This window comes from Frondihabitans cladoniiphilus (assembly GCF_039544345.1).
Lineage (GTDB): Bacteria > Actinomycetota > Actinomycetes > Actinomycetales > Microbacteriaceae > Frondihabitans > Frondihabitans cladoniiphilus.
Genome location: NZ_BAABLM010000005.1, coordinates 26,620 through 52,146, shown reverse-complemented (window position 1 = coordinate 52,146; position 25,527 = coordinate 26,620). Strand labels below are relative to the sequence as shown.

31 protein-coding genes are annotated in these 25,527 nt (G+C 69.4%); 9 read left to right on the top strand and 22 right to left on the bottom strand.

Going from position 1 to position 25,527, the window contains the following annotated elements:
* Positions 1-19 precede the first annotated feature (19 nt).
* Both ABEA39_RS12285 and dnaK read right to left on the bottom strand, forming a co-directional pair.
* Positions 20-634 carry a nucleotide exchange factor GrpE gene (locus tag ABEA39_RS12285; RefSeq protein WP_345376184.1) on the bottom strand — a complete coding sequence of 205 codons (615 nt, stop codon included), beginning with the start codon at positions 632-634 and terminating at the stop codon, positions 20-22.
* A gap of 3 nt (positions 635-637) precedes the next feature.
* Positions 638-2,497, bottom strand: coding sequence for a molecular chaperone DnaK (gene dnaK / locus ABEA39_RS12280; RefSeq protein WP_345376183.1), 1,860 nt, complete (start codon positions 2,495-2,497; stop codon positions 638-640).
* Positions 2,498-2,721: 224 nt separating this feature from the next.
* Here dnaK and ABEA39_RS12275 point away from each other — a divergent pair, with 224 nt between their 5' ends.
* Entirely contained in the window at positions 2,722-4,110 is a 1,389-nt protein-coding gene (locus ABEA39_RS12275) for an MFS transporter (RefSeq protein WP_345376182.1), read from the top strand.
* Between the two features lie 13 nt (positions 4,111-4,123).
* On the opposite strand, the gene ABEA39_RS12270 is transcribed toward ABEA39_RS12275, so the two are convergent.
* Entirely contained in the window at positions 4,124-5,062 is a 939-nt protein-coding gene (locus ABEA39_RS12270) for a DsbA family protein (protein ID WP_345376181.1), read from the bottom strand.
* Positions 5,063-5,148: 86 nt separating this feature from the next.
* On the opposite strand from ABEA39_RS12270, the gene ABEA39_RS12265 reads away from it, so the two are divergent.
* The 3 genes from ABEA39_RS12265 (at position 5,149) to ABEA39_RS12255 (ending at position 8,143) form a co-directional block, all read left to right on the top strand.
* Entirely contained in the window at positions 5,149-6,453 is a 1,305-nt protein-coding gene (locus ABEA39_RS12265; protein ID WP_345376180.1) for a GNAT family N-acetyltransferase, read from the top strand.
* A 112-nt stretch (positions 6,454-6,565) separates the two neighbouring features.
* The gene (locus ABEA39_RS12260; protein ID WP_345376179.1) at positions 6,566-7,363 is read left to right on the top strand and encodes an isocitrate lyase/PEP mutase family protein; all 798 of its coding nucleotides are present in this window, start codon (positions 6,566-6,568) and stop codon (positions 7,361-7,363) included.
* A 12-nt stretch (positions 7,364-7,375) separates the two neighbouring features.
* Positions 7,376-8,143, top strand: a complete 768-nt coding sequence (locus ABEA39_RS12255) for a VOC family protein (RefSeq protein WP_345376178.1) — start codon at positions 7,376-7,378, stop codon at positions 8,141-8,143.
* A 96-nt stretch (positions 8,144-8,239) separates the two neighbouring features.
* Here the strand turns inward: ABEA39_RS12255 and ABEA39_RS12250 are convergent, their stop codons facing one another.
* From ABEA39_RS12250 to ABEA39_RS12210, 9 genes are all read right to left on the bottom strand, one after another.
* Positions 8,240-9,415: a YihY/virulence factor BrkB family protein gene (locus ABEA39_RS12250; RefSeq protein ID WP_345376177.1), complete on the bottom strand. Its 1,176-nt coding sequence runs from the start codon at positions 9,413-9,415 to the stop codon at positions 8,240-8,242.
* The gene (locus ABEA39_RS12245) at positions 9,396-9,839 is read right to left on the bottom strand and encodes a phage holin family protein (protein WP_345376176.1); all 444 of its coding nucleotides are present in this window, start codon (positions 9,837-9,839) and stop codon (positions 9,396-9,398) included. Before ABEA39_RS12245 ends, ABEA39_RS12250 begins: the two co-directional genes overlap by 20 nt.
* 2 nt (positions 9,840-9,841) lie before the next feature.
* Complete coding sequence (locus tag ABEA39_RS12240; RefSeq protein WP_345376175.1) at positions 9,842-10,123, bottom strand: hypothetical protein; 282 nt, start codon at positions 10,121-10,123, stop codon at positions 9,842-9,844.
* A 124-nt stretch (positions 10,124-10,247) separates the two neighbouring features.
* Complete coding sequence (locus ABEA39_RS12235) at positions 10,248-11,237, bottom strand: prenyltransferase (protein ID WP_345376174.1); 990 nt, start codon at positions 11,235-11,237, stop codon at positions 10,248-10,250.
* Positions 11,234-11,596: a lycopene cyclase domain-containing protein gene (locus tag ABEA39_RS12230; RefSeq protein WP_345376173.1), complete on the bottom strand. Its 363-nt coding sequence runs from the start codon at positions 11,594-11,596 to the stop codon at positions 11,234-11,236. Before ABEA39_RS12230 ends, ABEA39_RS12235 begins: the two co-directional genes overlap by 4 nt.
* Positions 11,593-12,045: a lycopene cyclase domain-containing protein gene (locus ABEA39_RS12225; protein ID WP_345376172.1), complete on the bottom strand. Its 453-nt coding sequence runs from the start codon at positions 12,043-12,045 to the stop codon at positions 11,593-11,595. Before ABEA39_RS12225 ends, ABEA39_RS12230 begins: the two co-directional genes overlap by 4 nt.
* A gap of 3 nt (positions 12,046-12,048) precedes the next feature.
* Complete coding sequence (gene crtI / locus ABEA39_RS12220) at positions 12,049-13,704, bottom strand: phytoene desaturase family protein (RefSeq protein ID WP_345376584.1); 1,656 nt, start codon at positions 13,702-13,704, stop codon at positions 12,049-12,051.
* A 14-nt stretch (positions 13,705-13,718) separates the two neighbouring features.
* Positions 13,719-14,615, bottom strand: a complete 897-nt coding sequence (locus ABEA39_RS12215; RefSeq protein ID WP_345376171.1) for a phytoene/squalene synthase family protein — start codon at positions 14,613-14,615, stop codon at positions 13,719-13,721.
* A gap of 52 nt (positions 14,616-14,667) precedes the next feature.
* Positions 14,668-15,813 (bottom strand): polyprenyl synthetase family protein, encoded by a 1,146-nt coding sequence (locus ABEA39_RS12210; RefSeq protein ID WP_345376170.1) that lies wholly within the window; start codon positions 15,811-15,813, stop codon positions 14,668-14,670.
* Positions 15,814-15,832: 19 nt separating this feature from the next.
* Here ABEA39_RS12210 and idi point away from each other — a divergent pair, with 19 nt between their 5' ends.
* Entirely contained in the window at positions 15,833-16,474 is a 642-nt protein-coding gene (gene idi / locus ABEA39_RS12205) for an isopentenyl-diphosphate Delta-isomerase (RefSeq protein WP_345376169.1), read from the top strand.
* Between the two features lie 203 nt (positions 16,475-16,677).
* On the opposite strand, the gene dcd is transcribed toward idi, so the two are convergent.
* The 3 genes from dcd to ABEA39_RS12190 are packed head-to-tail and all read right to left on the bottom strand — an operon-like array spanning position 16,678 to position 18,367.
* Positions 16,678-17,280, bottom strand: a complete 603-nt coding sequence (gene dcd / locus ABEA39_RS12200; protein WP_345376168.1) for a dCTP deaminase — start codon at positions 17,278-17,280, stop codon at positions 16,678-16,680.
* A 58-nt stretch (positions 17,281-17,338) separates the two neighbouring features.
* On the bottom strand, positions 17,339-17,881 hold the full coding sequence (locus ABEA39_RS12195; protein WP_345376167.1) for a PIN domain-containing protein: 543 nt from the start codon (positions 17,879-17,881) through the stop codon (positions 17,339-17,341).
* A 6-nt stretch (positions 17,882-17,887) separates the two neighbouring features.
* Positions 17,888-18,367: a helix-turn-helix domain-containing protein gene (locus ABEA39_RS12190; RefSeq protein WP_345376166.1), complete on the bottom strand. Its 480-nt coding sequence runs from the start codon at positions 18,365-18,367 to the stop codon at positions 17,888-17,890.
* A 70-nt stretch (positions 18,368-18,437) separates the two neighbouring features.
* Between ABEA39_RS12190 and ABEA39_RS12185 the strand changes: the two genes are divergently transcribed.
* The gene (locus ABEA39_RS12185) at positions 18,438-19,412 is read left to right on the top strand and encodes an NAD(P)H-quinone oxidoreductase (protein WP_345376165.1); all 975 of its coding nucleotides are present in this window, start codon (positions 18,438-18,440) and stop codon (positions 19,410-19,412) included.
* A 263-nt stretch (positions 19,413-19,675) separates the two neighbouring features.
* Here ABEA39_RS12185 and ABEA39_RS12180 read toward each other — a convergent pair whose 3' ends face one another.
* From ABEA39_RS12180 to ABEA39_RS12160, 5 genes are read right to left on the bottom strand one after another with little or no spacing between them, the layout of a single operon-like run.
* The gene (locus tag ABEA39_RS12180) at positions 19,676-20,284 is read right to left on the bottom strand and encodes a hypothetical protein (protein WP_345376164.1); all 609 of its coding nucleotides are present in this window, start codon (positions 20,282-20,284) and stop codon (positions 19,676-19,678) included.
* Positions 20,281-20,940 carry a hypothetical protein gene (locus ABEA39_RS12175; RefSeq protein WP_345376163.1) on the bottom strand — a complete coding sequence of 220 codons (660 nt, stop codon included), beginning with the start codon at positions 20,938-20,940 and terminating at the stop codon, positions 20,281-20,283. The genes ABEA39_RS12180 and ABEA39_RS12175 overlap by 4 nt, the downstream gene beginning before the upstream one ends.
* Entirely contained in the window at positions 20,937-21,380 is a 444-nt protein-coding gene (locus tag ABEA39_RS12170; RefSeq protein ID WP_345376162.1) for a hypothetical protein, read from the bottom strand. The genes ABEA39_RS12175 and ABEA39_RS12170 overlap by 4 nt, the downstream gene beginning before the upstream one ends.
* A complete protein-coding gene (locus ABEA39_RS12165) occupies positions 21,377-21,568 on the bottom strand; it encodes a DUF2273 domain-containing protein (protein WP_345376161.1) in 192 nt (63 codons plus the stop codon). The genes ABEA39_RS12170 and ABEA39_RS12165 overlap by 4 nt, the downstream gene beginning before the upstream one ends.
* Complete coding sequence (locus ABEA39_RS12160; protein WP_345376160.1) at positions 21,565-22,059, bottom strand: Asp23/Gls24 family envelope stress response protein; 495 nt, start codon at positions 22,057-22,059, stop codon at positions 21,565-21,567. The genes ABEA39_RS12165 and ABEA39_RS12160 overlap by 4 nt, the downstream gene beginning before the upstream one ends.
* A gap of 255 nt (positions 22,060-22,314) precedes the next feature.
* On the opposite strand from ABEA39_RS12160, the gene ABEA39_RS12155 reads away from it, so the two are divergent.
* From ABEA39_RS12155 to ABEA39_RS12145, 3 genes are read left to right on the top strand one after another with little or no spacing between them, the layout of a single operon-like run.
* The gene (locus ABEA39_RS12155) at positions 22,315-22,893 is read left to right on the top strand and encodes an RNA polymerase sigma factor (protein WP_345376159.1); all 579 of its coding nucleotides are present in this window, start codon (positions 22,315-22,317) and stop codon (positions 22,891-22,893) included.
* On the top strand, positions 22,890-23,471 hold the full coding sequence (locus ABEA39_RS12150) for an Asp23/Gls24 family envelope stress response protein (protein WP_345376158.1): 582 nt from the start codon (positions 22,890-22,892) through the stop codon (positions 23,469-23,471). The genes ABEA39_RS12155 and ABEA39_RS12150 overlap by 4 nt, the downstream gene beginning before the upstream one ends.
* Positions 23,468-23,884, top strand: a complete 417-nt coding sequence (locus ABEA39_RS12145; protein ID WP_345376157.1) for a hypothetical protein — start codon at positions 23,468-23,470, stop codon at positions 23,882-23,884. Before ABEA39_RS12150 ends, ABEA39_RS12145 begins: the two co-directional genes overlap by 4 nt.
* A gap of 411 nt (positions 23,885-24,295) precedes the next feature.
* Here the strand turns inward: ABEA39_RS12145 and ABEA39_RS12140 are convergent, their stop codons facing one another.
* Together ABEA39_RS12140 and ABEA39_RS12135 are read right to left on the bottom strand one after the other, a co-directional pair.
* On the bottom strand, positions 24,296-24,928 hold the full coding sequence (locus ABEA39_RS12140; RefSeq protein ID WP_345376156.1) for a flavin reductase family protein: 633 nt from the start codon (positions 24,926-24,928) through the stop codon (positions 24,296-24,298).
* Positions 24,865-25,386 (bottom strand): NADPH-dependent FMN reductase, encoded by a 522-nt coding sequence (locus tag ABEA39_RS12135; RefSeq protein ID WP_345376154.1) that lies wholly within the window; start codon positions 25,384-25,386, stop codon positions 24,865-24,867. Before ABEA39_RS12135 ends, ABEA39_RS12140 begins: the two co-directional genes overlap by 64 nt.
* Between the last annotated feature and the right edge of the window lie 141 nt (positions 25,387-25,527).

Sequence of the window (25,527 nt, the reverse complement as noted above, 5' to 3'; positions counted from 1 at the left end):
GCCGGTGGTGCTGGTGGTGCTAGGCCGGGACCGAGACCGCGACCTTGGCGGCGCGGAGCACGCGCTCCCCGAGGAGGTAGCCCGGCTCGATCACGTCGGCCACCGTGTTGACGGTGACGTCGGCCGTGGGGAGCTGGACGATCGCGTCGTGGATCTTCGGATCGAAGACGTCGCCCTTCGCGCCGACCTGGGTCAACCCGAAACGGTCGAACCCGCCTCGGAGCTTCTGGGCGATGACGGTCATGGGACCCTCGGCGAGGTCTCCGTGCGTCTCCGCCCGGTTCAGGTCGTCGAGCGCCGGCAGGACGGCCCGGATGACCTCGGCGATGACGGCGTCGCGGTTGGCCTCGCGGTCGCGCTCGACGCGCTTCCGGAAGTTGACCAGCTCGGCCTGCGCCCGGAGCATGTCCTGGCGCATGTCGGCGACGAGGTCGACCGAGGCCTGGTCGAGGATGGCGCTGTCTTCGGCGCTCAACTCGATGTCTGGCCCCTCGGCCTCGACGAGGTCCTCCACCCCGTCGACGTCAGCAGTGCTGCCGTCTTCGGAGGTGGCCTCGCCCTGAGGCTGGGTCGACTCGTCGGAGACCGGCTGGACCGGCTCCTCGTCGGGGGTGTCGTTCTTCGCGTCGGTCATCGACTACTTCTTCTCTTCGTCGTCGTCCACGACCTCGGCGTCGACGATGTCCTCGTCGTTCGCCGCAGCGCCCTCGGCGGGCGCCTCGTCGGTCGGGGCGGAGGCAGTGGCCTGGTCGGACGCGTACAGCGCCTGACCGATCTTCTGCTGCGACTCGGTGAGCTTGTCGAGAGCCGGCTTGATGGCCGAGTCGTCGTCGCCCGCGAGCGCGGACTTCAGCGAGTCGACGTCGCCCTGGACCTCGCTCTTGACGTCGGCGGGGAGCTTCTCGTCGTTCTCCTTGAGGAGCTTCTCGACGGAGTAGACCATCTGCTCGGCCGTGTTGCGCTGCTCGTTGGCCTCGCGACGCGCCTTGTCTTCGGCGGCGTTCTCCTCGGCCTCGCGCACCATGCGCTCGATGTCGTCCTTCGAGAGCGACGAGCCACCGGTGATGGTCATCGACTGCTCCTTGCCGGTGCCCTTGTCTTTGGCGGACACGTGCACGATGCCGTTGGCGTCGATGTCGAAGGTGACCTCGATCTGGGGGATGCCCCGCGGAGCCGGTGCGATACCGGTCAGCTCGAACGTGCCGAGGTTCTTGTTGTCGCGGGTGAACTCGCGCTCGCCCTGGAAGACCTGGATCGCGACGGACGGCTGGTTGTCGTCGGCCGTGGTGAAGGTCTCGCTGCGCTTGGTCGGGATGGCCGTGTTGCGCTCGATGAGCTTGGTCATCGCGCCACCCTTGGTCTCGATGCCGAGAGAGAGCGGGGTGACGTCGATGAGGAGGACGTCTTTCCGCTCGCCCTTGAGGACACCGGCCTGGAGGGCGGCGCCGACGGCCACGACCTCGTCGGGGTTGACGCCCTTGTTGGGCTCCTGGCCGCCGGTGAGCTGCTTGACGACCTCGGAGACGGCGGGCATACGGGTCGAGCCACCCACGAGGACCACGTGGGCGATGTCGCCGACCTTGACCCCGGCCTCCTTGATGACGTCGTTGAAGGGCTTCTTGGTGCGCTCGAGCAGGTCGCTGGTGAGCTGCTCGAACTGGGTGCGCGTGATGGTCTCGTCGAGATTGAGGGGGCCGTCCGCGGTGAGCGTGAGGTAGGGCAGCTGGATGCTCGTGGAGGTGCTCGAGGAGAGCTCCTTCTTGGCCTGCTCAGCGGCCTCCTTCAGGCGCTGCTTCGCGATCTTGTCGGTCGAGAGGTCGACACCGTTGGCGTCTTTGAACTTCTTGATCAGCATGTCGACGATGCGGTTGTCCCAGTCGTCGCCGCCGAGGCGGTTGTCACCGGAGGTCGCGCGGACCTGGATGGTGGAGAAGTCGTCGTCTTTGCCCACCTCGAGGAGGGAGACGTCGAACGTGCCGCCACCGAGGTCGAAGACCAGGATGAGCTCGTCTTCCTTGCCCTTGTCGAGGCCGTAGGCGAGAGCGGCCGCGGTCGGCTCGTTGATGATGCGGAGCACGTTGAGACCGGAGATCTCACCGGCCTCCTTCGTGGCCTGACGCTCGGCGTCGCCGAAGTAGGCGGGGACGGTGATGACCGCGTCGGTGACCTCTTCGCCGAGGTACTGCTCGGCGTCGCGCTTCAGCTTGGAGAGGATTCGCGCCGAGATCTCTTGCGGGGTGTACTTCTTGTCGTCGATCGCGACGGTCCAGTCGGTGCCGATGTGGCGCTTGACGGACGCGATGGTGCGGTCGACGTTGGTGACGTTCTGGCGCTTGGCGGTCTCGCCGACGAGCACCTCGCCGTCTTTGGTGAACGCGACGACGGAGGGCGTGGTGCGCAGGCCCTCGGCGTTCGCGATGACGGTGGGCTCGCCGCCCTCCAGGACGGCGACCACCGAGTTGGTGGTTCCGAGGTCGATGCCTACTGCACGGGCCATGGGGGTGTTCTCCTTCTGCTTGCGGTTCGAAGCGTGATGGTTCGAAGAGTGTTCAAAAACCGGGGGTTGGGGTTGAGTCCAACAGGCTCAAGTTTACGCAGGCTGACCTGAGAGTCAAGTCGCGAAACTGAAAGTTGAGCCAGAGTGACTCAAGTCTTCGTCGAGGGCGGGAACCGTGCATCCCGCGCTACCGCTCGTTCACCGCTTGGCACTAGGTTCCAGGCATGACGCAGGCGACGCTGGCCGACACCGCTCCGATCCCGCGCCGACGCATCGTCGCGTGGGCGTTCTGGGACTGGGGCTCGGCGGCGTTCAACGCGGTGGTCACCACGTTCGTCTTCTCGACCTACCTGGCGAGCGGGGCGTTCGTCGACCCCACGATCGTGGCGGCTGCCGGCGACGACACGACCAACCCGGCCCTCGTCGCGGCGAAGGCGCACAATGCGACGATCGTCTCGGGGGCGCTGACGATCGCGGGGATCCTGGTCGCTCTTCTCGCGCCGATCCTGGGGCAACGGTCGGACGGCAGCGGGCGGCGCAAGCTCTGGCTCGGCATCAACTCGGGCGTCCTGGTGCTCGTGATGGCGGCGATGGTGCTGGTCGCGCCTATCCCGTCGTACCTCGTGCTGGGCGCCGCCCTGCTCGCCGTCGGCAACCTCGTCTTCGAGTTCGCGAGCGTCAACTACAACGCGATGCTCGTGCAGGTCTCCACCCCGAAGACGATCGGACGCGTGTCGAGCTGGGGCTGGGGCGCCGGCTACATCGGCGGGATCGTCCTGCTCGTCGTGTTACTGGTGCTGTTCCTGCAGAGCTTCGGGGTCGACGGGCACGCGGGTCTGCTTGGAGTCGCCTCGTCGACGGCGGGCGGGGTGTGGAGCGTGCGGCTGGCGATCCTCGTCGCCGCGATCTGGTTCGGCGTGTTCGCAGTGCCGCTGCTGCTGTCGGTGCCGGAGATCCCCCGGGACCCGAGCCGGGCATCCCACGCTCGTATCGGCATCGCCGGTTCGTACCGGCGCCTCGGGCGGACGATCGCCGAGCTCTACCGGAAGAACCCGCAGGTGCTGCTCTTCCTTGTGGCGTCGGCGGTGTTCCGCGACGGCCTGGCGGCGGTGTTCACGTTCGGGGCGATCATCGCGTCGCAGGTGTTCGGCTTCTCGTCGAGCGAAGTGATCTACTTCGCCGTCGCCGCCAACCTCGTCGCCGGCATCGGCAGCTTCGCGGCCGGCAGCCTCGACGACCGGCTCGGAGCGAAGCGGATCATCATGGCGTCGCTGGTGGGCCTCGTGCTCGCGGCCATCGTGGTGCTCTTCGTGGGGGATGCCCAGCTCGGCTTCTGGATCTGCGGCCTGTTCCTCTGCCTGTTCGTCGGCCCGGTGCAGTCGGCGAGCCGCTCCTTCTTGGCGCGGGTCACTCCGCCCGGCCGGGAGGGCGAGGTCTTCGGGCTCTACGCCACGACCGGGCGTGCGGTGAGCTTTTTGGCACCGCTGTTGTTCACCCTGTTCGTGGCCGTCACCGGCGACACGCGGTTCGGGATCATCGGGATCGCGATCGTGCTGCTGGGCGGACTGGCGCTGATGGTGCGGGTCCACCCCGTGCAGCGCGCGATTGACTGAGGGGCGCCTGCGGTTACTGCTGCTGCTCGGGCTCGGTCTGCGGCACCTCGGGGGCTCCGGCCTCGGGAGCCGGCGTCTCGGTCGCGGAGTCGCCCTTCGCCGAGTCGTCCGCCTTCGCGGCATCGCCGACGACCGACGCGACGAACGCCTGGAACGTGACGCCCTTCGAGGCGTCGAAGACCTTGCCGTTCACGACCACGGTCGGCGTCTGCGACAGCTTGTCGAGGTCGGTGCCCGGCGCGCCCTGGGCGAGCGCACGGTCGGTGGCCTCCTTCACCCAGCCGCCGAAACGCTGGTCGTCGATGCAGGAGCGGATCTCGGCCTTTTTCTGGAGGCCCTTCACGGCGGTGACGGTCTTGGCCAGCTCCGCGTCGTCGGGGCCGCGCGTGCCCTCCTCCGGCTGAGCGGCGAACAGGGCGGCGGTGACGGCGGGGAACGCGTCCGGCGAGAGGTCGGCGACGCAGGCGGCGGCATTCGCGGCGCGGCTCGAGTAGCGGGCACCGAGCGACATGCGGTCGAGGATGGCGACGGGGTGGTACTCGAGGGTCGCGGCGCCGGACTCCACCAGGCCTGCGAGGTAGTCGGCGTTCTCCTTCTCGAGCGCACCACACCCGGGGCACTGGTAGTCGACGAAGAGCTTGATCGTCGCCGGACCGGAGCCACCACCCACGCCGACGAGGGCCGAGGGCTCCTCACCGGCGCTGAGGGCGGCCGTGCGGACCGCCTTCGAGCCTTCGCCGATGATGATGCCGTCGGCCAGGTTGCGCGGGCCGGGCCCTGCGGGCTTGACCCCGGCCATGATCACGAGCGTGACGACCGTCAGCACGGCGAGGACTCCGACGACGATGCTGGAGCGGAGGAGCACGGTGACCCGACGCTCGCGCCTCTGGGCGGCGATGCGGGCGAGTCGGGCTCGCTCTCGGGCTTCTTGGCGGCGGGAGTTGTTCGACATGGGCGGTTCTCCTGATCGGGGCAGATTGCGTGAAGAATACATATTTCAGTTGAGCATTGGCTGTGCATCCCCCGTAGGCTGATCCGATGGCTTCCTTCGACGACGACTACGACCTCCGCACCTTCGATCCCGCCCTGGTCGACGGCGTGCCGGACGACCGCACGCGCGACTGGCTGGCCGCCACCCGCATCGCCTTCCACCAGAGCAACAGCGACGCCGCGGTGCTCGAGGGGGCTCTCGGGGCGATCGACGACGGGCGCGTCTTCACGGGCGTGTACGCGAAGGAGCCCCTGCCGGGTTCACTGGCCGAGACGTGGCCGGTCGGCACGTACACCGGCTACACGAAGACGATCGACGTGGGCGGGGGCATCCTCGTCGACTCGTATCTGATCTCCGACGTCACCGTGCGTCCGACCCACAAGAGACGGGGGATGCTCCGCCACCTGATGACCGACAGGCTCGCCGCAGCCGCTGCCGACGGCCTGGCCCTGGCGGCGCTGACCGCGAGCGAATCGACCATCTACCGCCGCTTCGGCTTCGGCCCCGCCGTGCGCAACCGGAGTGTGCGACTTCGACGCGACCGACCGTTCGGGCTGCACGTCAAGCCCGCCGGCCGCGTCGAGCTGGCCGACGCCGCCTCCCTCGGCACCGTCGCCCGGGCGGTGTTCGCGGGGTACCACGCCCGGACGCCGGGGTCGGTCGATCGGCAGAAGCAGTTCTGGGACCGCGTGCTCGGCCTGAAGACCGACGAGGGCAAGCCCGACGAGTCGGTGCGGGCCGCCGTGCACTACGCGCCCACTGCCGAGGGCGAGGCCCCGGGCGCGATCGACGGCTACGTCACGTACCGCATGAAGGAGGAAGGCCGCCTCTCCGTCCTCGAGGTCGTCGACCTGGTCGGCGCCGACGCGAACGCCTACCTCGGCCTCTGGAACTTCCTCGGGCGGGTCGACCTCGTCGACGCCATCGAGTACCGGCACGGCGCGGTCGACACCGCCCTGCTGCACGCCCTCGTCGACAGCCGCACCCTCGAGACGACCCGCGAGGCCGACCACATCTGGTTGCGGGTGCTCGACCCGATCACCGCCCTGTCGGCCCGCCCTTATGCGCTCGACGGCAGCCTCGTCCTGCGGATCCACGACGACCTCGGCTACTGCGAGGGCACCTTCACGCTGGCCGTCGAGGGCGGAACCGGAACCCTGACCGAGACGGGGGATGCCCTGCCCGACCTCGAGCTCGACGCCGCGACCCTCGCCTCCCTCTACCTCGGCGGGGTGTCGGCCGGCGTGCTGGCGGAGGCGGGTCTGATCGTCGCGCACGCGGACGGGGCGGTGGCCCGCGCATCCGCCCTCTTCGCCCCGGATCGCCCGGTCGACTGCATCACCGACTTCTGACGGCTCGGGTCTGACGACTGGGGTCTGACGGCTCGGGTCTGACGGCTCGGGTCTGACGGCTCGCCCCGGCCGCGCTCTGGTGCTGTCGGGGCGGGGCTGGTTCGATGGGGGCATGTCGATCCAGTCCACGGCCGAGAAGGCCGAACTCCTCCGCTCGCTGCACGTTCCCGGCGACCCACTCATCGTGACCAACGTCTGGGACGCCGTCACGGCGCGCGTCGTCGCAGCCACACCGGGCGTCAAGGCGCTCGCCACGGCCAGCCACTCGATCAGCGACGCCCACGGGGTGGAAGACGGTGAGGGGCTCGACGTCGACGAGGCCCTCGCCGCCGCGCAGCTGGTCATCCGTGCCGTCGATCTGCCGGTCTCCGTCGATTTCGAGAAGGCCTACGCGAAGGACGCACCGGGCACCCGCGACACCGTCTGGCGCCTGATCGAAGCGGGTGCCGCCGGCCTCAACATCGAGGACTCGCTGGGGCAGGCCAAGGCTCCCCTCTACGACCTCGACACCCAGGTCGCCAAGATCGCCGCCGCCCGTGCCGCCGGCGACCGCGCCGGAGTGCCGATCGTCATCAACGCGCGGGTCGACGTGCTCGCCGGGGCCCCCGACGACTGGGAGGACATGGTGCGCCGAGCGAACGCCTACCTCGAGGCGGGAGCGGACTGCGCATTCGTCCTCGGCCTCTCGACGGAGGACCTCGTGAAGCGCGCCCTCGACGAGATCGGCGGCAAGGTGTCGGTCATCTCCGGGCCGACATCGGTGCCCCTCGCGCGGCTCGCCGAACTCGGGGTCTCGCGCGTGAGCTTCGGCCCGGGCATCCTGCGTCTCGCCCTGGCCCACGTGCAGCAGGCGGCCGCCCAGCTCACCGCCCGCGGCGAGTACCCCGCCGAGCTCGGATTCGACTACTAGAAAGGCACTGCCATGCCCGCTCCCCTGACGTTCCCGACGGGTGCGCCCATCTGGATCGAGTTGAACACGTCGGACGTGCCGGCGGCCAAGCGCTTCTACGAGGGGCTCTTCGGCTGGACCACGACCGACACCGGCCCGGACTTCGGGAACTACGTGACACTCGACCTCGAGGGCGCGGCCGTCGGCGGGATGATGCCGCAACAGGCGCCCGGGGTGCCCGACGCCTGGACCGTGTATCTCCACAGCTCCGACGTCGCGACCACGGCCACCGCGATCCGCGATGCCGAGGGCGACGTGCTGATGGGGCCGCAGGACGTCATGGAGATGGGGCGGATGCTCGTCGCGGCCGACGCCGACCGCGGCATCGTGGCCGCCTGGGAGCCCGGCACCAACCCCGGACTCGGGGTGATCGCCGAGGTCGGCGCCCCGGCCTGGTTCGAGCTGCACACGACGCAGTTCCACCGAGAGGTCGAGTTCTACCAGCAGGCCTTCGGCTGGCAGACCGCGACGATGGCCGACACCCCGGAGTTCCGCTACGCGCAGCTCCTCGTCGACGGGCAGCCGTACGCCGGGGTGATGGACGCGTCGGCCTACTGGGCGCCCGGGGCCCCGGCCGCGTGGCTCGTCTACTTCCTGGTGGCCGACGCCGACGCCGCTCTGGCGCGGGCCGTCGAGCTCGGTGGGGCCGTCGTGGACGAGCCGGCCGACACGCCGTACGGGCGGCTCGCCACGCTGTCGGACCCGACAGGTGCGCTGCTCAAGGTGATGCAGAGCCTCTAGCCTTCGGTCAGCGCGTCGCGACACCGAAAACGGCTCGAGACACCAGTAGCTACAGGTGTTTCGAGCCGTTTCCGGTGTCGGGAGCGATGCCGCCGGTCACACAGTGTCGGCGGGCTTCGTCGACTTGGCGATGGCCTCGCGTTCGGCGCGGATCCGGTCGCGCCCCTCGAGGCCGTGGAACGGATCGTCTTCGGCGACCGCCGCCTCGCGCACCTCGATGGCCTCCTGCACGTCCTTCTCGTGCTTCTCGGCCTTCTTGTCGATCTGGCGGGTGTCGCGCGGGGGCAGCTGGATGTCCTCCTCGGCGTGGATGCCGGCCTGCAGCTCGCGCCCTCGCTCGGTCTCGGCGTCGAACTCGGCACCGAAGAGCAGCGCGTTGTTCGTGATCCAGAGCCAGAGCAGGAAGGCGATGACGCCGCCGAGGGCGCCGTACGTCTTGTTGTAGTGCGAGAAGTTCGCGACGTAGAAGGCGAAGCCGACGGAGGCGAGGAGCCAGATGACGATGGCCAGCAACGCCCCCATGCTCATCCAGCGGAACTTCGGCTGCTTCACGTTTGGCGCGAAATAGTAGAGCACCGCCACGACGACCACGACGATGACGCCGAGCACCGGCCACTTGACGACGTTCCAGACGTCGATGACGGTGTCGCCGAGGCCGATGAAGTTGCCGATCGTGGTGGCGACGCTTCCGCTGAGCACGAGGATCAGGCCGGCGACGACGATCAGCACGACGGCGATGACCGTGACGAGGAGATTGGTCGGGCGGAGCTTCCAGATCGGTCGCCCCTCCTGACGGTCGTAAATGCGGTTCAGCGCTCGGCCGAAACCACCCACGTAGCCGGAGGCCGACCAGATCGCGCCCAGCACACCGACGACGAATGTCACGCCGGCCGCGGGAGAGCTCGCGAGCTGGGCCACCGGTCCCTTGATCGCATCGACGATCTGGTCCGACGTGAACTGTCGAATCAGGTCGAGAACCTGGTTGGTGGTGTTCTGGGCCTGACCGAAGAGACCGAGCAGCGAGACGACGGCCAGCAGCCCGGGGAAGAGCGCCTGGACGGCGAAATAGGTGAGGCCGGCGGCGAGGTCGGTGCAGTTGTCGTTCGAGAACTCGCGCAGCGTCTTCTTGAACGTGTAGGCCCAGGTACGCCTGTGGATGTCGTTCAGGTTGTCGGGCTTGCGCGAATCGTCGGCCGACGGAGTGTCGGCGAGCTCTTTCGCCTCGCGCGACTTCGGATCGGCCTTCGACGCCTCAGCCGTTTTCGGGCTCATTCGTGTCTTCTCCTCGGAGCGTACGGACATCCGACTTCAGGTTCTTGACGGTCTCGCTCGGCACCGGGGGCGTGCCCTTCTTGAGCATGCGGTAGCCCGCCAGGCCGAACAACGCGGCCACGATCAGCAGACCAGCGGCCACGAGCAGGGCGGAGAGCCAGGGCGTGAACACGGCGGTCAGGGCCAGGATGGCGGCAGCGACCAGCACCTCGAGCACGAGGAAGGCGAACAGCGCCGCCACCACGAGCATCCCGATGCCGATGCCGGCCTTTTTGAGCTTGGCGATCAGCTCGGCCTTGGCGAGGTCGATCTCGCCCCGGATGATCCGCGAGATGGTCTCGGGCAGCGACCGGACCAGGTTGAACAGGCCCTTGATGCCCCCCTCCCCGTCGGAACCGCCGAGGATCGAGTCGAACATCGCCATGACTAGGGAGTGGTCGTGGTGTCGTCGGCCTTGGACGTGGCCGACTTGACCTTCTCGGAGACGGCGTGAGCAGCGTCGCTGGCGGTCTCGGCGGCCTTCTTGCCGACGATCGGGGCGTTCTCGGCGACGAAGTCCTCGGCCTTGTGGACGCCCTTCTGGACGTTCGGGTCGTGCCAGACGTTGCCGGCGCGGCTCTTGATCTTCTCGTACGACTGGCGACCCGCGCGGGCACCCACCACGTATCCGGCTGCGAGACCGGCGACGAACAGGATCTTGCCTTTCATGGGGTTCTCCTTCGTTAGCGTGCTCTGGATCACTTCTCCAGAGACTCCACCGTGGCACTCACCGGGCCTCGGGGGCCAAATCCGCCGCCGATGCCCAGGGGTTGACTCGCGTGGGATGCACGGGCTAACGACTCAGGAACACCCACCAGATCAGCAGCAGCGTCGTCACGAATCCGCAGAAGAAGTTGATCGCGAGGAACCTCCGCCAGCCCCGGTTGGCCCCTTCGGCATCGGCATCGGAGACGTTCCACCAGGGCGCGACGGTGATCGCGTAGGGGATGACCAGGATCGCGGCCAGTGGCCCGGGCCAGGTGGTGAACAGCATCAGCACCCCGGCCAGCACATACGCGACGAAGGCGAACCGGACCGTGGCCTTCGCGCCGAAGACCGTGGCGATCGAGGCGATGTCGCCCTCGCGGTCGGCCACGACGTCTTGGACGGCGCCGAACGCGTGGCTCGCCATGCCCCAGAGGAAGAAGGCGACGAGGAGGGCGTAGAGCTGCGGGGTGAAGACCGCCCCGGCGAGCACCAGGCCGAAGACCGCCGGGCTCGTGAAGTGGGTGCTCGACGTGAGCGAGTCGAGCACGGGGCGCTCTTTGAAGCGCAGGCCCTTCAGCGAGTAGGCGATCACGGCGAGCACGCTGACGCCGAGTACCAGCCAGCTGAGGGCACTGCCGACGACGAGCAGGAAGAGCAGGAACGGGACGTTCGTCACGACCACGGCCGTGAGGATGGTCCGGTGGAAGCTCTTGTCGACCATCGCCCCCTCGACGCCGCCCTTGCGCGGGTTGCGGAGGTCGCTCTCGTAGTCGAACACGTCGTTGATGCCGTACATGGCGAGGTTGTACGGCACGAGGAAGTAGACGATTCCGACGATCGCGACGAGCCAGTTCACGTGCGAGAAGTCGAACTGGCTGGCGGCGATCAGGTGGAGGGAGTTCAGGGCCGACGAGCCCGACGAGGTTCCGGTCGGATTGCCGAGGGTCAGGCCCAGGGGGATGCTCGAGTGCAGCGTGCCGGCCTGGCCGAGGATGTAGGCGGCCGCGAACGGGAACGCCGTGTTGACCCAGCTCAGCGGGCGGGAGACGACGAAGAGGGCACGCAAGGTCTTCATCGGGAGTCCTCGGGGGTCGGTGTGGTGGCGTTGGATCGGTCACGACTGCGGGAGGGCAGCAGCACCCACAGCGACGGCAGCAGGATCAGGGCCGCGACCGAGTACGAGAAGTCTTCCAGAGGCGCGATGCCGACGAAGACGCCGCTGATCTTCGAGGCGTCGTAGCCGACCAGGCCGATGCCGATCATGACGTTGTCGAACACGGCGGTCATGGTGAGGAGGATGGCGACGGCGATGATCCAGGAGACGTTGCGGAGGCGGTTCGACTCGCGGCGACGACGAAGGTGCACCCCGAGAGCGACGGCCCCCACGATCACGGCGGCGGCGAGGAAGAACGCGTTCAGGCCCCAGTAGGTCATCGGGGGGTGCCTTTCGCGGAGGAGCCGAGCCGTGCATCCCGCGGGCCCGGGTCTTCGCCGCTGCGGCGGCGCTCGTCGCCACGCCGCTCGTCGCGACGCCGCTCGTCGCCACGCCGCTCGTCGCCCCGCCGCCCGTCCACGGCCGCCACCAGGAGCGGCAGGCCGGCGAGCAGGTTCATCGTGAGGTAGCAGAGGAGGGCGAGGAAGAACGGCTCCTCGACCGGGAGTTCGCGTGCGACCTGGAGGCCGGTCATGAACGAGGTCTCACCGCGGAAGAAGATCCCCTGGCGGATGCCGAGGAGGTCCCACGCGAGGAAGAACGCCAGACCGACCGGCAGGATCACGACGGCCCGCCGCCAGTCGCGCCAGAAGAAGAGCTGGAAGCGACGGTCGAGCACGACCATTCCGGTGAGGGCGATCAGGAGCCCCAGGAGGTAGAGGACGCCCACGTCTCAGACCGCGGCCGGGGCTGCCGGTGCGGGTGCCGGGACGACGGGAGCGACGGACGGCGCCGGCTCGGGCAGCGGCTCGGTGCTGGTGTCGCCCCGCAGGTTCTTCAGCAGCACCTCGGCGCTGATGAGGCACATCGGCAGACCGATGCCGGGCCGCACGGAGCCGCCCACGTAGAAGAGGCCTCGCACCTTCTTCGACACGTTGCCGGCCCGGAACATCGCGCTCTGCGCCAGCGTGTGCGCGGGGCCGAGCATGCTTCCCGACCACGAGTTGTAGTCGTCGACGAAGTCCTGGGGGCCGCGCGTCCGCCTGACGACGAGGCGCGAGGCGAGGTCGGGGATGCCCGCCCAGGTCGCGATCTGGTCGATGACGGTGTCGCCGAGCTTCTCGAGCACGTCGGCGCCGGCGCCGTCGAGGCCGCCGAGTCCGAGTGCGGGCAACGGAGGCAGCGGCACCAGCACGAAGAGGTTGGTCTGCCCGGCCGGGGCGGTGGACGGGTCGACCGTCGACGGCTTGCAGACGTAGAGCGATGGCGGCTCGGGGATCTTCTTGTCGGGGCCGAAGATGCGGGCGAAGTTCTCGTGCCAGTCGCGCGAGAAGAAGAGCGTGTGGTGCTCGAGCTCGGGCACCTCGCCCTCGACGCCCAGATACATGAGCAGGGCGCTCGGGCCCGGGTCGCGGCCGGTCCAGTAGCCCTCGCCGTAGCTCTGGAGCTCTCGCGGCAGCAGCTTCGTCTCGGTGTGATGCAGGTCGGCGGCGCTCACGACGACGTCGGCGAAGGATGCACGGGTCGCGCCCTCGGCGTCGGTCCAGTCGATTCCCGTGGCCCGGGCCCTGCGGCCGGTGCCGGTGGTGCGGACGCGCTCGACCGTGGCGTCGGTCACGATCCGCACGCCGGCCTCTTCGGCGAGTGCGGCGATGCGCTGGATCACGGTGGTCAGTCCGCCCTGCGGGTAGAGCACGCCGTCGTCGAGGTCGAGCGTCGACATCAGGTGGTACATGCTCGGCGTCTGCGCCGGAGCGGAGCCGAGGAAGACGGCGGGGTAGCCGAGGATCTGACGCAGCCGCGGGTCGGTGACCGTCGCGGCGACGCGCTTCTCGAGGGTGGTGAGGAGCAGCTTGGCCAGGGTGGGGAGGCGCGTGACGACGTCGGACCGGAGCAGCGGGAGCCAGCTGCGGAACGAGGTGTAGAGGAACCGCTCTTTGGCGATGTCGTAGGTCTCGCGGGACGAGGCGAGGTAGTCGCGCATCCTCCGCCCGGCCCCGGGTTCGATCTCGTCGAAGAGGGCGACGTTGGCCTCGAGGCCGTTGGGCACGTCGATCGGGGCGTCGACGCCCTCGAACAGCACGCGGTAGCCGGGGTCGAGCGTGACGAGGTCGAGCTGCTCGTCCGACGACGTGCCCATCAGCCGGAAGAAGTGGTCGAAGACCTCGGGCATGAGGTACCAGCTCGGGCCGAGGTCGAAGCGGAAGCCCTCGGACTGCCACGAGCTCGCGCGCCCGCCGACCGTGCTCGCCTTCTCGTACAGGGTGACGTCGTGCCCCTCGCGGGCGAGGAGCGCGGCGGAGGCGAGGCCGGAGATGCCCCCGCCGATGACGATCACCGATTTTCCGTGACGGCGGACGCTGGGCCCCGGGGTGCCGGGCGTGGTCATGGTGGTGCGGGCGCTCACGCGGGGACCTCGTGCTTCTCGGCCGGGGGGATCTCCGAGATGCGGCCGGCCGCGGAGGCGGCGGCGATGCGGAGCTTGACGGGGTTCGGCACGCGGACGCGCGAGCGCATCAGCTCGCTCGCGGGAGTGACCTCGAGGCGGCGGTTGAGCTCGGCGAACAACCCGTGGGCGAGGGCGACGGCGCGGCGCGAACTCGAGGGCAGGCTCGGGATGATGGCGCCGGACACGCGGAGGTCGGCGTCGATGTCGGCCACCAGCACGTCGCGTTCGGCGTCGGTGAACGACGACGGGTCGATGCCGGGGAAGTAGCTGCGCCCGAGCGTCTGGAAGTCGTCGGCGAGATCGCGCAGGAAGTTGACCTTCTGGAACGCGGCGCCGAGGGCACGGGCGCCGTGCTCGAGGCGCGCCTGCGTGACGTCGTCGTAGTCGTGCCCGTAGACGAAGGCGCGGAGGCACATCAGCCCGACCACCTCGGCCGAGCCGTACACGTAGCGGTCGAAAGAGGCCCTGTCGTGCTCGGTCTCGCTGAGGTCGCTGCGCATCGAGTCGAAGAACGGGGTGACGAGGTCGGCGCCGAAGCCGGTCTTGCGGGCGGTCAGGGCGAAGGCGTGCACCACGAGGTTGGCGCTGAAACCGAACTCGATCGCCTGCAGCGTCTCGCGCTCGAAGTCGTCGAGCAGGCGGCGTGCGGCCTCGCTGTCGAGGCCGGCCTCGACGGCCGGACCGTCGACGATCTCGTCGGCGACGCGGACCAGCGCGTAGATGTTCTCGACGTGCTGGCGCACCCGGGAGCCGAGAAGGCGGGATGCGAGGCCGAACGACGTCGAGTAGCGGCGGATCACCCCGCTCGAGGTCTCTTCGGCGACCTTCGAGTACAGGGCGAGGCGAGTCATCGACGGTTCTTTCGGTGAGATGCGGGGCGGGACGTCGGGCGGGGTGCGACTGTCATCGGACCCTCGCCAAGACGGTTTCGACGATGGGGGTGAGCACCTGGCGGAGGTCGTCGGGGATCTCCGGGCGGCCCAGCACCGCGAGGCCGCGCGAGGCGTGCTCGTCGATGAGCCGCTCGGCGAGGTCGCGGGCACCGCACGACACGAGCCGGGCGCGGACGTGCTCGGCCTCGGCGACCGTGAGGTCGGATTTGCCGATGAACGGGCGGATGGCGAACCAGTCGTCGGTAGCGGCGGCGTAAGCGACGAGGACGGTGCGCTTGCCCTCGCGGAGGTCGCCGAGCGTCGTCTTGCCGGTCGCCTCCTCGTCGCCGAAGACCCCGAGGAGATCGTCGACGATCTGGTAGGCGATGCCGACCTCGCGACCGAACTCCTCCAGGGAGTCGACCACGGCGGCGTCCGCACCGGCGAGCACGGCACCAGCCATGAGCGGGGCCTCGAACGAGTAGACGGCCGTCTTCGCGCGCTCCATGTCGAGCACCTCGGCCACGGTGGGCACCTCGGGCGCGAGGGACAGCTCGACGTCGAGCAGCTCGCCGCCGGCGCTCGCGAAGATGGCCTCGTCGAGGATGTCGAGGAGGCGCGACTTGCACACCTCGTCGCAGGTCAGCCCGAGGAGGAGCCGGCTCGCACCCGACAGGGCGAGGTCGCCTGCGATGACCGCGGCGCTCATCCCCCGGTGCTCGGCCTGCGGGGTGGAGATGCCGGCGGTGGTCGCCTCGTCACGGTAGGAACCGGAGACGTTGGGGATGCCCCGCCGGGAGAAGTCGCGGTCGATGACGTCATCGTGGACGATGAGGGCGGTGTGCAGCAACTCGAACGCGGCGCCGACCCGGGCGCAGGCCTCGCGGTCTTCGCCGCCGAGCGCCTCGTACGCGGCGATGACGAGGCGGGGCCGGAAGCGCTTGCCGCCGACGCTGTTGCGCTCGAGGACCTCCCACAGGTCGCCGTACCGCTGGCTGACCGCGTTCGCGCGACGCTTGGCTAGACTGAAGAAGTCGTCGAGGACGGCGTCGACCTCTTCGGAGCGAGCCTCGTTGGAGGTCTTCACCGCGTCGGGGTCGGCGATGCTCGTCGAAACGACCCCCGTCGAAACGCCAGGCCTGGCTCGCGTCGCCGCGAGCAGGTGATCACCATCCATTCAGGCAGACTACCGCGCTATGAACCCCGACTCTCAGGCACCTCTCCGGCCTCTCGCGAGCGCGTCTCCCCCCACCTCGTCGGCTGCTCCGGCGAGTGTCGACAGCCCTGTTTCGACGGGCGTCGACAGCTTTGTTTCGGCGGGCGTCGACGACGAGTTCGTGGTGCTCGTCGACGACGACGGCTCCCCCGTCGGAACGAGCCTCAAGGCCACCGTCCACACGGCGTCCACTCCCCTGCATCTCGCGTTCAGCTGCCACGTCGTCAATGACGACGGCGAGGTCCTGGTCACCCGACGCGCCCTGACGAAGGCCACCTGGCCCGGCGTCTGGACCAACTCGTTCTGCGGCCATCCGGCCCCCGGCGAGACCCCCCTCGAAGCGGTCGGGCGACGCGCGTTCCAAGAGCTGGGCATGGAGGTCCGCGACGTCCGCTCGATCCTCCCCGACTTCCGCTACCGCGCGACCGACGCCTCGGGCATCGTCGAGAACGAGATCTGCCCCGTCTTCACGGCGACAGCGGTCGGCTCGCCGTCACCGTCCGCGCTCGAGGTGGCGGAGTGGGCGTGGATCTCCCCGGACGACCTCCGGGCCTCGGTCGCGGCGGCCCCGTTCGCGTGGAGCCCGTGGCTCGGGTGGCAGCTGGAGGCCTGGCCCGTCTGAGCCGCGGGGCTCGTGCGCTGCTTCGGGCGCGGCGCGGCGCAGTGCCGCTCGTGCCAACGGTGCCGCCGGTGCCGCCGGTGGCGCCGGTGCCGCCGGTGGCGCCGGTGCCGCTATACGTATCGCGGCCATCTCCACGCGCCGCGGCACGTCGCGTAGTCCGCCATACGTGGGGCGGCGGCCGCTCCTCGCGGGCGGATCAGCACCTACTCGCGGGCAGACGACGGCGCGGCACCCGTGTCGGTCGCGGTGAAGTTCTGGAACGAGCGCGACGCCGTCGGGCCGCGCTGGCCCTGGTAGCGGCTGCCGTACACGGACGAGCCGTAGGGGTTCTCGGCCGGCGACGACAGGCGGAAGTAGCAGATCTGCCCGATCTTCATGCCCGGCCAGAGCTTGATCGGCAGGGTCGCCACGTTCGACAGCTCGAGGGTCACGTGCCCCGAGAACCCGGGGTCGACGAAGCCGGCGGTCGAGTGCGTCAGAAGCCCGAGCCTCCCGAGCGAGCTCTTGCCCTCGAGGCGCGCCGCGATGTCGTCCGGCAGCGTGACCAGCTCGTAGGTGGAGCCGAGCACGAATTCGCCCGGGTGCAGGATGAACGGCTCGTCCGGTGCCACCTCGACCAGGTGCGTCAGCTCGGGCTGGTCTTCGGCCGGATCGATGTAGGGGTACTTGTGGTTGTCGAACAGCCGGAAGAACCGGTCGAGTCGCACGTCGATGCTCGACGGCTGGATCAGACCCGGGTCGTACGGGTCGAGGCCGATGCGGCCGAGGTCGAGCTCGGCCTTGATGTCGCGGTCGGAGAGCAGCACGCGGCCAGCCTACTGGCGGGCGTCGAGCTCACAGGCCTCCTCGAGACGCGGGACGAGATCAGAGGTAGTCACGAACAGCGACGGCGAATTCAGGAACCTGTCGCTCGAGAAGGTTGACGACTTGATCGACGGTGAGGGCAGGCCTCTCGTAGGCGCTCGCAAGATCATCGAGCACGGACACGACGAGCGAGGGGAAGAGGTCGAGCTGGTCGAGGAGGAAGGCATCAGGATGGACCACCTCGAGTTCATAGGGTGCCGTCGACGAGTGGGGAAAGTCCCGCAGATTGAAGGTCACGACCACCTCTGCATTCGATCGGACCGCAGCGGCCAGGACATGACGGTCTTTGACGTCGCAGGTCATCGACTCGATGAGGTCGTCATAGCCCGACACGAGCGCATCGGGAAAGGCCCTCCTCATTGCGTCGACTCGACTGCGAGCCGCGCGTTCATTGACGCGAGAGGCCAGATTCCGTTCCAGCTCCTCCATGACGTGCGCTGACCAAAGAGGACGAAAAGCGCCGGCATCCGCCAGTCGGAGGAAAAGGTCGTTGAGCAGCGCGCCGAACACCGCGCACGTATCGAAGAAGACGGGAAACGCCATTCGTGATCAGCGTGGGGGAAGGTCGTCGGCCGTCACGTCGAGCATGCCCTCCGCCTGCCCCTCTCGGGCGATGCGGCGGAGAAGAGCCCGCCGGTCGGCGGCGGCTTGCGCTCTGTAGTCGTCGAGGTCGCTGAGAGTCACACGCCGGTGGCGCCCCACCAATTCGAAGGGGATCGAACCGCCCTCCAGTAATTTGATGAGGGTCGGACGCGAGGTTCCCAATATCTCTGCGGCCTGTTGTGTGGTCAAGCGGGTCGCCTGCGGCATCACGGTCACACCATGCCCTGACGCCAAGGCGTTCGCGACGCGCCTCAAGACGTCGAAAAGAGGCTCCGGAAGAAGAACCTCGTCGCCCTCGGCCGAAGTGAGACGCGTCTGCTTGTTGGCGAAGTGTTCGAGCTGTTGCACGAAGTCTTCGAATGCGTCGTGGTTCGAGTCGTCAGGGAGATACGTCTTGGAGCGCCGTTTCTGATCATGCACGGTCATTGATGAACCTTTCCTCCTCACGATGTTACCGAAATATTCGAAAAGCGAGCCGGAGGAGCAAGATCGTGGGATGCGCGCAATCCTGAGATCCGAAGACGGCGGCCCCGAGGTCCTCACCCTGGGCGAGGCTCCTCGCCCCACCCCGAGCGACGGCGAAGTACTCGTCCGGGTCTCCGCCGCCGGCCTCAATCGAGCCGACCTCAACCAGCGCGAGGGGCATTACCCGCCGCCCGCCGGAGCGTCGGAGATCCTCGGCATGGAGGTCAGCGGCCTGATCGAGGAGGTCGGCCCGTCGGTGACCGGCTGGAAGGTCGGCGACGAGGTGTGCGCCCTGCTGCCCGGTGGCGGCTACGCCGAGTTCGCCACTGTCGACGCCGGGCTCGTGCTCCCGAAACCGAACACCGTCGACCTCGTCGACGCGGCGGGATTGCCGGAGGTGGCCGCGACCGTGTGGTCGAACGTGTTCCTCAATGCGCAGCTTCAGCCGGGTGAGACGCTGCTCGTCCATGGAGGCACGAGCGGAATCGGGACGATGGCGATCCAGATCGCGCGAGCTCTCGGATCCCCCGTCGTCGCCACCGCCGGAAGCCCGGAGAAGGTGGCCTTCTGCGAGAGCCTCGGCGCGGTCGGCGTCGACTACAAGGAGCAGGACTTCGTGTCGGTCGTGCGCGAGGTGACGGGCGGTCGCGGCGCCGACGTCGTGCTCGACCTGGTCGGAGGCGACTACCTCGCCCGCAACGTCGAGGCGCTCGCGACGAACGGCCGGATCATGGTCATCGCGAACCAGAGCGGAGGCGAAAGCACTTTCGCGCTCGGCAAGCTCATGGCCAAGCGGGGGCGCATCTGGGGGACCACGCTGCGAGCGCGGCCGCTGCCGGAGAAGATCGAGATCGTCGGAGGCGTCCGCGAGCACGTGTGGCCGCTGATCGAGAGCGGGCTCGTGCATCCCGTGATCGATCGCGTCTATCGACTCGACGAGGCGGGGGATGCACACCGCCGCATGGAGTCCTCCGGGCACATCGGGAAGCTGCTGTTGGCGCTCTGACGTCGCGGTCGCTCGGGGCGCTGCGTGTTGCGTTGGGTGCGCAATTCGCGAGTGATTCTGGCCGCCGGTCACGGACACGCCGGGGTTTGCGGGAGTCGGGTGCCGGATCGCTCGCGAATTGCGACGGGGACGATGGGGCGGACGGGACGCGCGGGCGGACAGGACGAGCGGACGGACGGGCAAAGACACGGCAGCGCGAACGCCGAAGGGCCGACCGCACAAGCGGCCGACCCCTCGGCTGGAACAACTGCGGCGAGAACCGCTCAGACGACCCGCGAGTCCGCACCGGGGCGCACGGCGGAAGCGCCGACGACCTCGAGCAGCACCGGGATCAGCTTGTCTTCGCCGAGCACGCGGTCGAGACCCTGCACGACTCCCGAGGCGGCCTCGATGACGGGCTTCGGCGACGAGCCAGCAGTGACCCGGAGGCGGACTTTCAGCGCCGGCGCCTTCTTGAGGCGGTAGGCGGTGACGGCGACCGAGGTCACGTCGCGGCGGTCCGAGAGGGCGTCGACGATCGCGGTCTCCGCGAAGCGGGAGGAGATCTCGATGCGACCGGAGGTGTCGTCGGACTCGAGGATGCGGTCGATGCGACCGCGACCCCGGGTGAAGATCGCCACGAGGGCAACGATCACGACGACGAGGCACAGCACGGCGAGGAGGCCGGTGAGCCAGCTTCCGCCCGTCGCACCGAAACCGGTCAGCGGGGTGTCGCGCAGCGAGGTCGCGACCTGGCCGCGGGCGGACTTGGTCCAGGAGAGCAGCACGTTGCCGGGCAGCGCGACGAGCACGAGGAACACACCGACCGCGAGCACGATCAGGCCGGTGACGGCGAGGAAGAGCCGGTTGAGGAATCTGTTCGAGGTGGTCATGCGCCGAGCCTTCCGCTGGGGGTGACACGGGTGGTCGGGATGACCGCGGGTCGGTAGGCGACGCCGTCGAGTTCGGCGCGGCTCGCGGCGAGCAGCGACTCCTCGTCGACCGCCGCACCCGAGGCGGGCGTGACCGTGATGCGAGCGTGGCTGCGGGCGACCCAGGCGTTGACCTGGCCCGGTGCGAGGGATCCCGCGAGGCGGGCCCGGTGAGCGAGCGATGCGGCGATCACCTGGTCGTCGACGACGACGGCGACTCGCGAGTCGTCGACCGTGTGACGCCCGCGGCGACCGGCGGTGAAGGCGATGATCAGCAGGATGATGCCGAGGACGCCGGTCGCGATGCCGACGGCGAGCACGAGGCCGCCTTCGGTGGACACCGCGGAGACGAGGGTGGAGAGCACGTCGGTCGGCGAGAACAGCAGCGGCTTCCGGTTCAAGGCGGCATAGACCGCCTCGGTGCCGACGTAGGCCGCGACGAGCAGCAGCACGATCAGGAAGACGACGGCGGCACCGGAGCGGGACGAGTGGGTCTCGCGACGGAGGATGCGTCGGTACGTCGAGGCGGAGACGGGGGCGGCCGACGAGGCGGGCCCGTCGAGGCGCCGCGGGGCATCCCCGTCTCTGTCGTCGATCTTGTCTGTGGTGAGCGTCATCGGACGCGCTCCGTTCGGTCGAGTTCGCTGCCGGTGACGGTCACGTCGACCCGGGAGACGGCACGCCCCGTGATGTCGTGGACGCGCGTGGTGACGGTGCGCTGGAGGTTCCGCACGGTGGCGAGGACCCCACCGCCCTCGATCTCGACGTCAGCCGAGAGCGGGGGGATGCGCATGGTCGTCTCCACCTGGAGGGCCAGGTTTCCGTCGTCGTCGCGGGCACCGACGCGAACCGCATGAGGGTTCACGTCGAGCGCCTCGGCGACGACGGCGCTGCCGACCTTCGTCAGCGCGCGGGGGGCGATGCTGATGTGGCCGGGGATGATCGGGCCACGGGCGAGGGGAAGGGTGGCCGCCGGGGAATCAGGATCCGGCGACCACCCGCGAAGGGCCGCTCCCGTGGCGTCGTCGCCGGGAACAGCGGTCTGGGGGTCGGTCATGAGGAGGAGCGCCGTCCGCGGATCACGTCGACGAGGCTGGAGACGTCGAGCTTGCCGGCGACGATGCGTCCGACGATGGCACCGACGGCCATGAAGACGGCGACGAGGATGAACGCCCAGAATCCGAAGGCGACCGCGACGATGCCGAGAACGGCTCCGATCGCGATGCCGGTCGTGGTGGCAGTCACTGGACGCGGCTTTCGGCCTGCTCGTTGTCGTCGTCGTCACCGGGGATGTGGACGTCGTTGATGGCGACGTTGATCTCGGCGACCTGCATGCCGACGAGCTGCTCGATGGCCTGGGCCACGGCGGTGCGGACCTGCTCGGCGACGGCGTTCATCGGGGTGGGGTACTCGACGACGATGGTGACGTCGGCGGCGACCTGGGTCTCGCCGACCTCGACACGGACGCCCTGCGACAGGTCGGTCGAGCCGATCACGTCGCGGATGGCGCCGAAGGCACGAGCCGCGCCTCCACCGAGAGCGAAGACGCCGGGGACCTCACGGGCCGCGATGCCGGCGACCTTGGAGATGACCGAGTCGGCAATGGTGGTCTTGCCGGCCGCGGTCGACGTGGTCGTGGCGGAGGGCGTCGTGCCCACGGTCGTGGTGACGGGCGTCGGGGCCTTGTCCACTCGGCTCGGGGTGGTGACGGTGGGGGTGGGCTTGTTGTCGGCCATTTCGGTGCTCCTCAGGGGTGGTTGCTGTGGTCTTGGTGATGAGACGCCACCAGGATCGGAAACGTCACGGAATCCGTCGAAAGTTTTTCGGAGGCGATTTCGAGAAGGCCGCGCCGGGGCGTCCGACAGGGCCGCGCCGCGACTTTCTAAATGTCCGCCCTGCGACTCTCGAAGCCGCCGCCCCGGGGCTTTCCCGGCCCGTGGGAGTTTCATGAACGGGTGAACGTCGCTGCTCCCCCCGTCCCGCCACCTCCCGTGCGCACGCCGCCGGGTCGGCAAGACCTGTCGCTTCTCTCCGACGGCATCCTCGCCCGTCGAGCCGCCGAGGGTGACGAGCGCGCTTTCGAAGTGCTGCTCCGTCGTCACCTCTCCCTCATGACCGCTTACGCCACCCGCCTCACGGGCTCACGCGCGGATGCCGGCGACGCGGTACAGGAGGCGTCGGTGGCCGTGTGGCGCGAGCTGCCCAACCTCACGACGCCGGATGCCGTGCGCGGCTGGATGATGAAGATCGTCTCGCGCAAGTCGTTCGACCTGATCCGCTCGCGCAAGCCCGCCTCCGACGTCGACGACGAGGCCGTCGTCGCCTCGCTGCCCGTCTCGGACGCCGACGATCCCGCCCGGCTCGCCGGAACGGCCGATGCCATGGCCGGGCTCGCGAAGGCGCTCGACCGTCTGCCCGCCCTGCAGCGCCAGAGTTGGCTGCTGCGCGAGGTCGGCGGAGAGTCGTACGGCGAGATCGCCGAACACCTCGGCATCACGACGACGGCGGCGCGCGGCCAACTGGCACGAGCACGAGAGACCCTGACCCGAGAGATGGAGGCGTGGAGATGAGCGACACCGTGACGCTGGAGCGATTGTCCGACTACCTCGATCGCGGGCGTGTTCCGTACGACCCGGCCATCGAGGACGACCCCTCGACCGCTTCCCAGCTCGCCGCCCTGCAGCGGCTGCGTACCCTCTCGGGCCGCCTCGTCTACGACGATGCCGCCGCCCAGCCCGAACCGGACCCGAGCTGGTTCTCCGGCGTGATGGACCGGGTGCGCCTCGAATCCCGAGCCGGCCGCGACATCCCCCTGGGCGTCCCCCTCGGAGCCGAGTCCGGCGCGGGCGTCGTCTCGCTCCACATGACGGAGGGCGCGGTCCGCGGGCTCGTCCGCGAGGCCGGCGACTCGATCTCCGGCGCGGTCGTCATCTCGTGCGCACTCGACGGCGACGTGACGACGCCCGATGCGCCCGTCCGCGTCGAAGTGACCATCAGTGCGCTGCGGGGCGAGTTCGTTCCGGCCATGGCCGACGACGTGCGCGAAGCCGTGGGTGCCGCACTGCTGCTGCACACCGAGCTCGCCGTGACGGCCGTCGACATCGTGATCGGCGACGTGCACCTTCTCGACGAGGAGGTCGCGCGGTGAGCAACGCCTCGTTCGTACAGAGCCTGGCGCTCGAGCTCGGCGACCTGGTGGCTGGTGTTCCCGGCGTGGCACGGGTGCAGGCCCGGCCGGGTGTCGGGCGCCTGGCGAAGCGGGTGCTCGGCGGGTTGACGTCGGCCGTGGGGAGCGGGTTGACATCGGCCGTCGGGGGTGCGCTGCCGGGGTCGTCCGGATCGGGCGCCGACAGCGCAGAAACCGCCGCGCCTCGCGAGCCCGACGTCGCGCTGACGGTGACCGAGGCCTCCACCCTCGTCGAACTCGACGTGGCGATCGACGGTTCCGCCTCGGGGCCGTCGGTCGTCCGGGCGGTCGCCACGGGCATCCTCGCTCGCCTCGCCCTCGAACCGTCGCTGCCGCCGGCGTCCGTCGACGTGCGGATCGTCTCGATCCTGTAGCCCGTCGGTCGGGCCTTCGCCCAGTCGGTCGCGCCGCTGGCCAGCCTGTCGGGGACGCCGGCCAGTCGGTCGCGCCGCCGGCCCGTCGGTCGCAGCGAGCCCGAGCCCGCCCCCACACCTACGGACGACGACGACCCCGCCGCACCTCAGGAGGAGAGTGCGCCGGGGCCGTCGGGCCGAGCCTCCGCCCACCCTTCGACGAGGGAGCGGAGCGAGGCGACGATCGGGGGATCGCCTTCACGACGTCTTCGGCCCGAGCACGACGCTCGCGGAGAGGAGGAGTCGCGAGCGTCGGTGGGATCGGTGCGTCCGCCCGAAACGGTCGCGCCGCTCGGGCCGAAGAGGTCGTCGCGGGGCCAGGCCACCGCGCCTGCGCAGCCCCGGGGGAAGGGCCGCGCCGAGGTCAAAGGGTCACGAGACCGCCCGCAGCTGGCGGAAGCGGGTGCCGTGGTAGACGAGCGGCTCCTGCCCCTCGGCCACTCGGAGCGAGGTCACCTCGAGCACGACGACGTGGTGGTCGCCGGCCGGGATCTCGCTGCGGATCACGCATTCGAGCCAGACGGCGGCGTCGTGCACGAAGATCGCGCCGCTGTCGAGCTCCTGCACGTCGAGGCCGGCGAACCGGTCGCCCTTGCGCGACGAGAGCTGGTAACAGGCGGCGTCGTGGGCGGAGCCGAGGATCGAGATGCCGATCCGCTCGGCCTGCTTCAACACCGGCCACGTCGTCGAGGAGTCCTGTACCGAGAACATCACCATCGGCGGATCGAACGAGACGCCGACGCTGAACGAGGAGGCGACCATCCCCACCTTCACGCCGTCCACCACCGCGCAGAGGGCGGCGACGCCGGAGGGGAACGCCCCGAAGGCGCTCTTCACACGGGCGGCCGCATCGGGGTGGTCGGCGGCGAGGAGGTCGAAGGCGCGGGCGATGCCGTTGTCGCCGGCGTGGATCGCGTCGCGAGCCTGGCTCCGGTCGCCCGTCATGCGCGCTTCACCGAGGCCGAGGTGGATGCCGTGGCCGAGGCGAGCACGATGTCCTTCCACAGGTCGAGCCAGTGCGTGTAGGCGTCGGGCTCGTCGTACGTCTTCTCGTTCAGGTACAGCCCCTGCACCGGCACGGTGGCGCCGAGTTCGACGAGCACCGGCTTGAGGAACACGTCCGGCGCCAGGGCGTGGGCGGGTCCGGCGCCGAGCATGAGCGGCACGACGGTGACGCCCTTGAGGCCGGTGGCTCCGGCGATCTGGTCGAGGAAGCACTTCAGCACTCCCGTGTACGTCGCCTTGTACGTAGGAGACGCCACGATCACGAGGTCGGACCCCGCGACGGTCTCGACGGCCGCCTTCACCGTCTCGTCACCCCACCCGAGCAGCGACGGCCCGAGGGTGACGACGTCGACCTCACTGTCGGGAGCGCGCCCGGCCAGCGCCTCGGCAACGTGCCGGGCGGCATCGAGGGTGCGGGAGGCGGGCTTGGGATTGCCGGCGACGACTGTGACGATCATGGGTTCAAGTAAGCGCCCGGCGCGTTTCGCCTGCGTGGCCTGCGAATTAAGCGTCCATTACGCCGCTGCGCTTTTCAGGGGCCATTGCTTCGGCCGTGACTCCAGCCCTGGTCAGGCGCGCTTTGGCAGAAACAGCGAGAG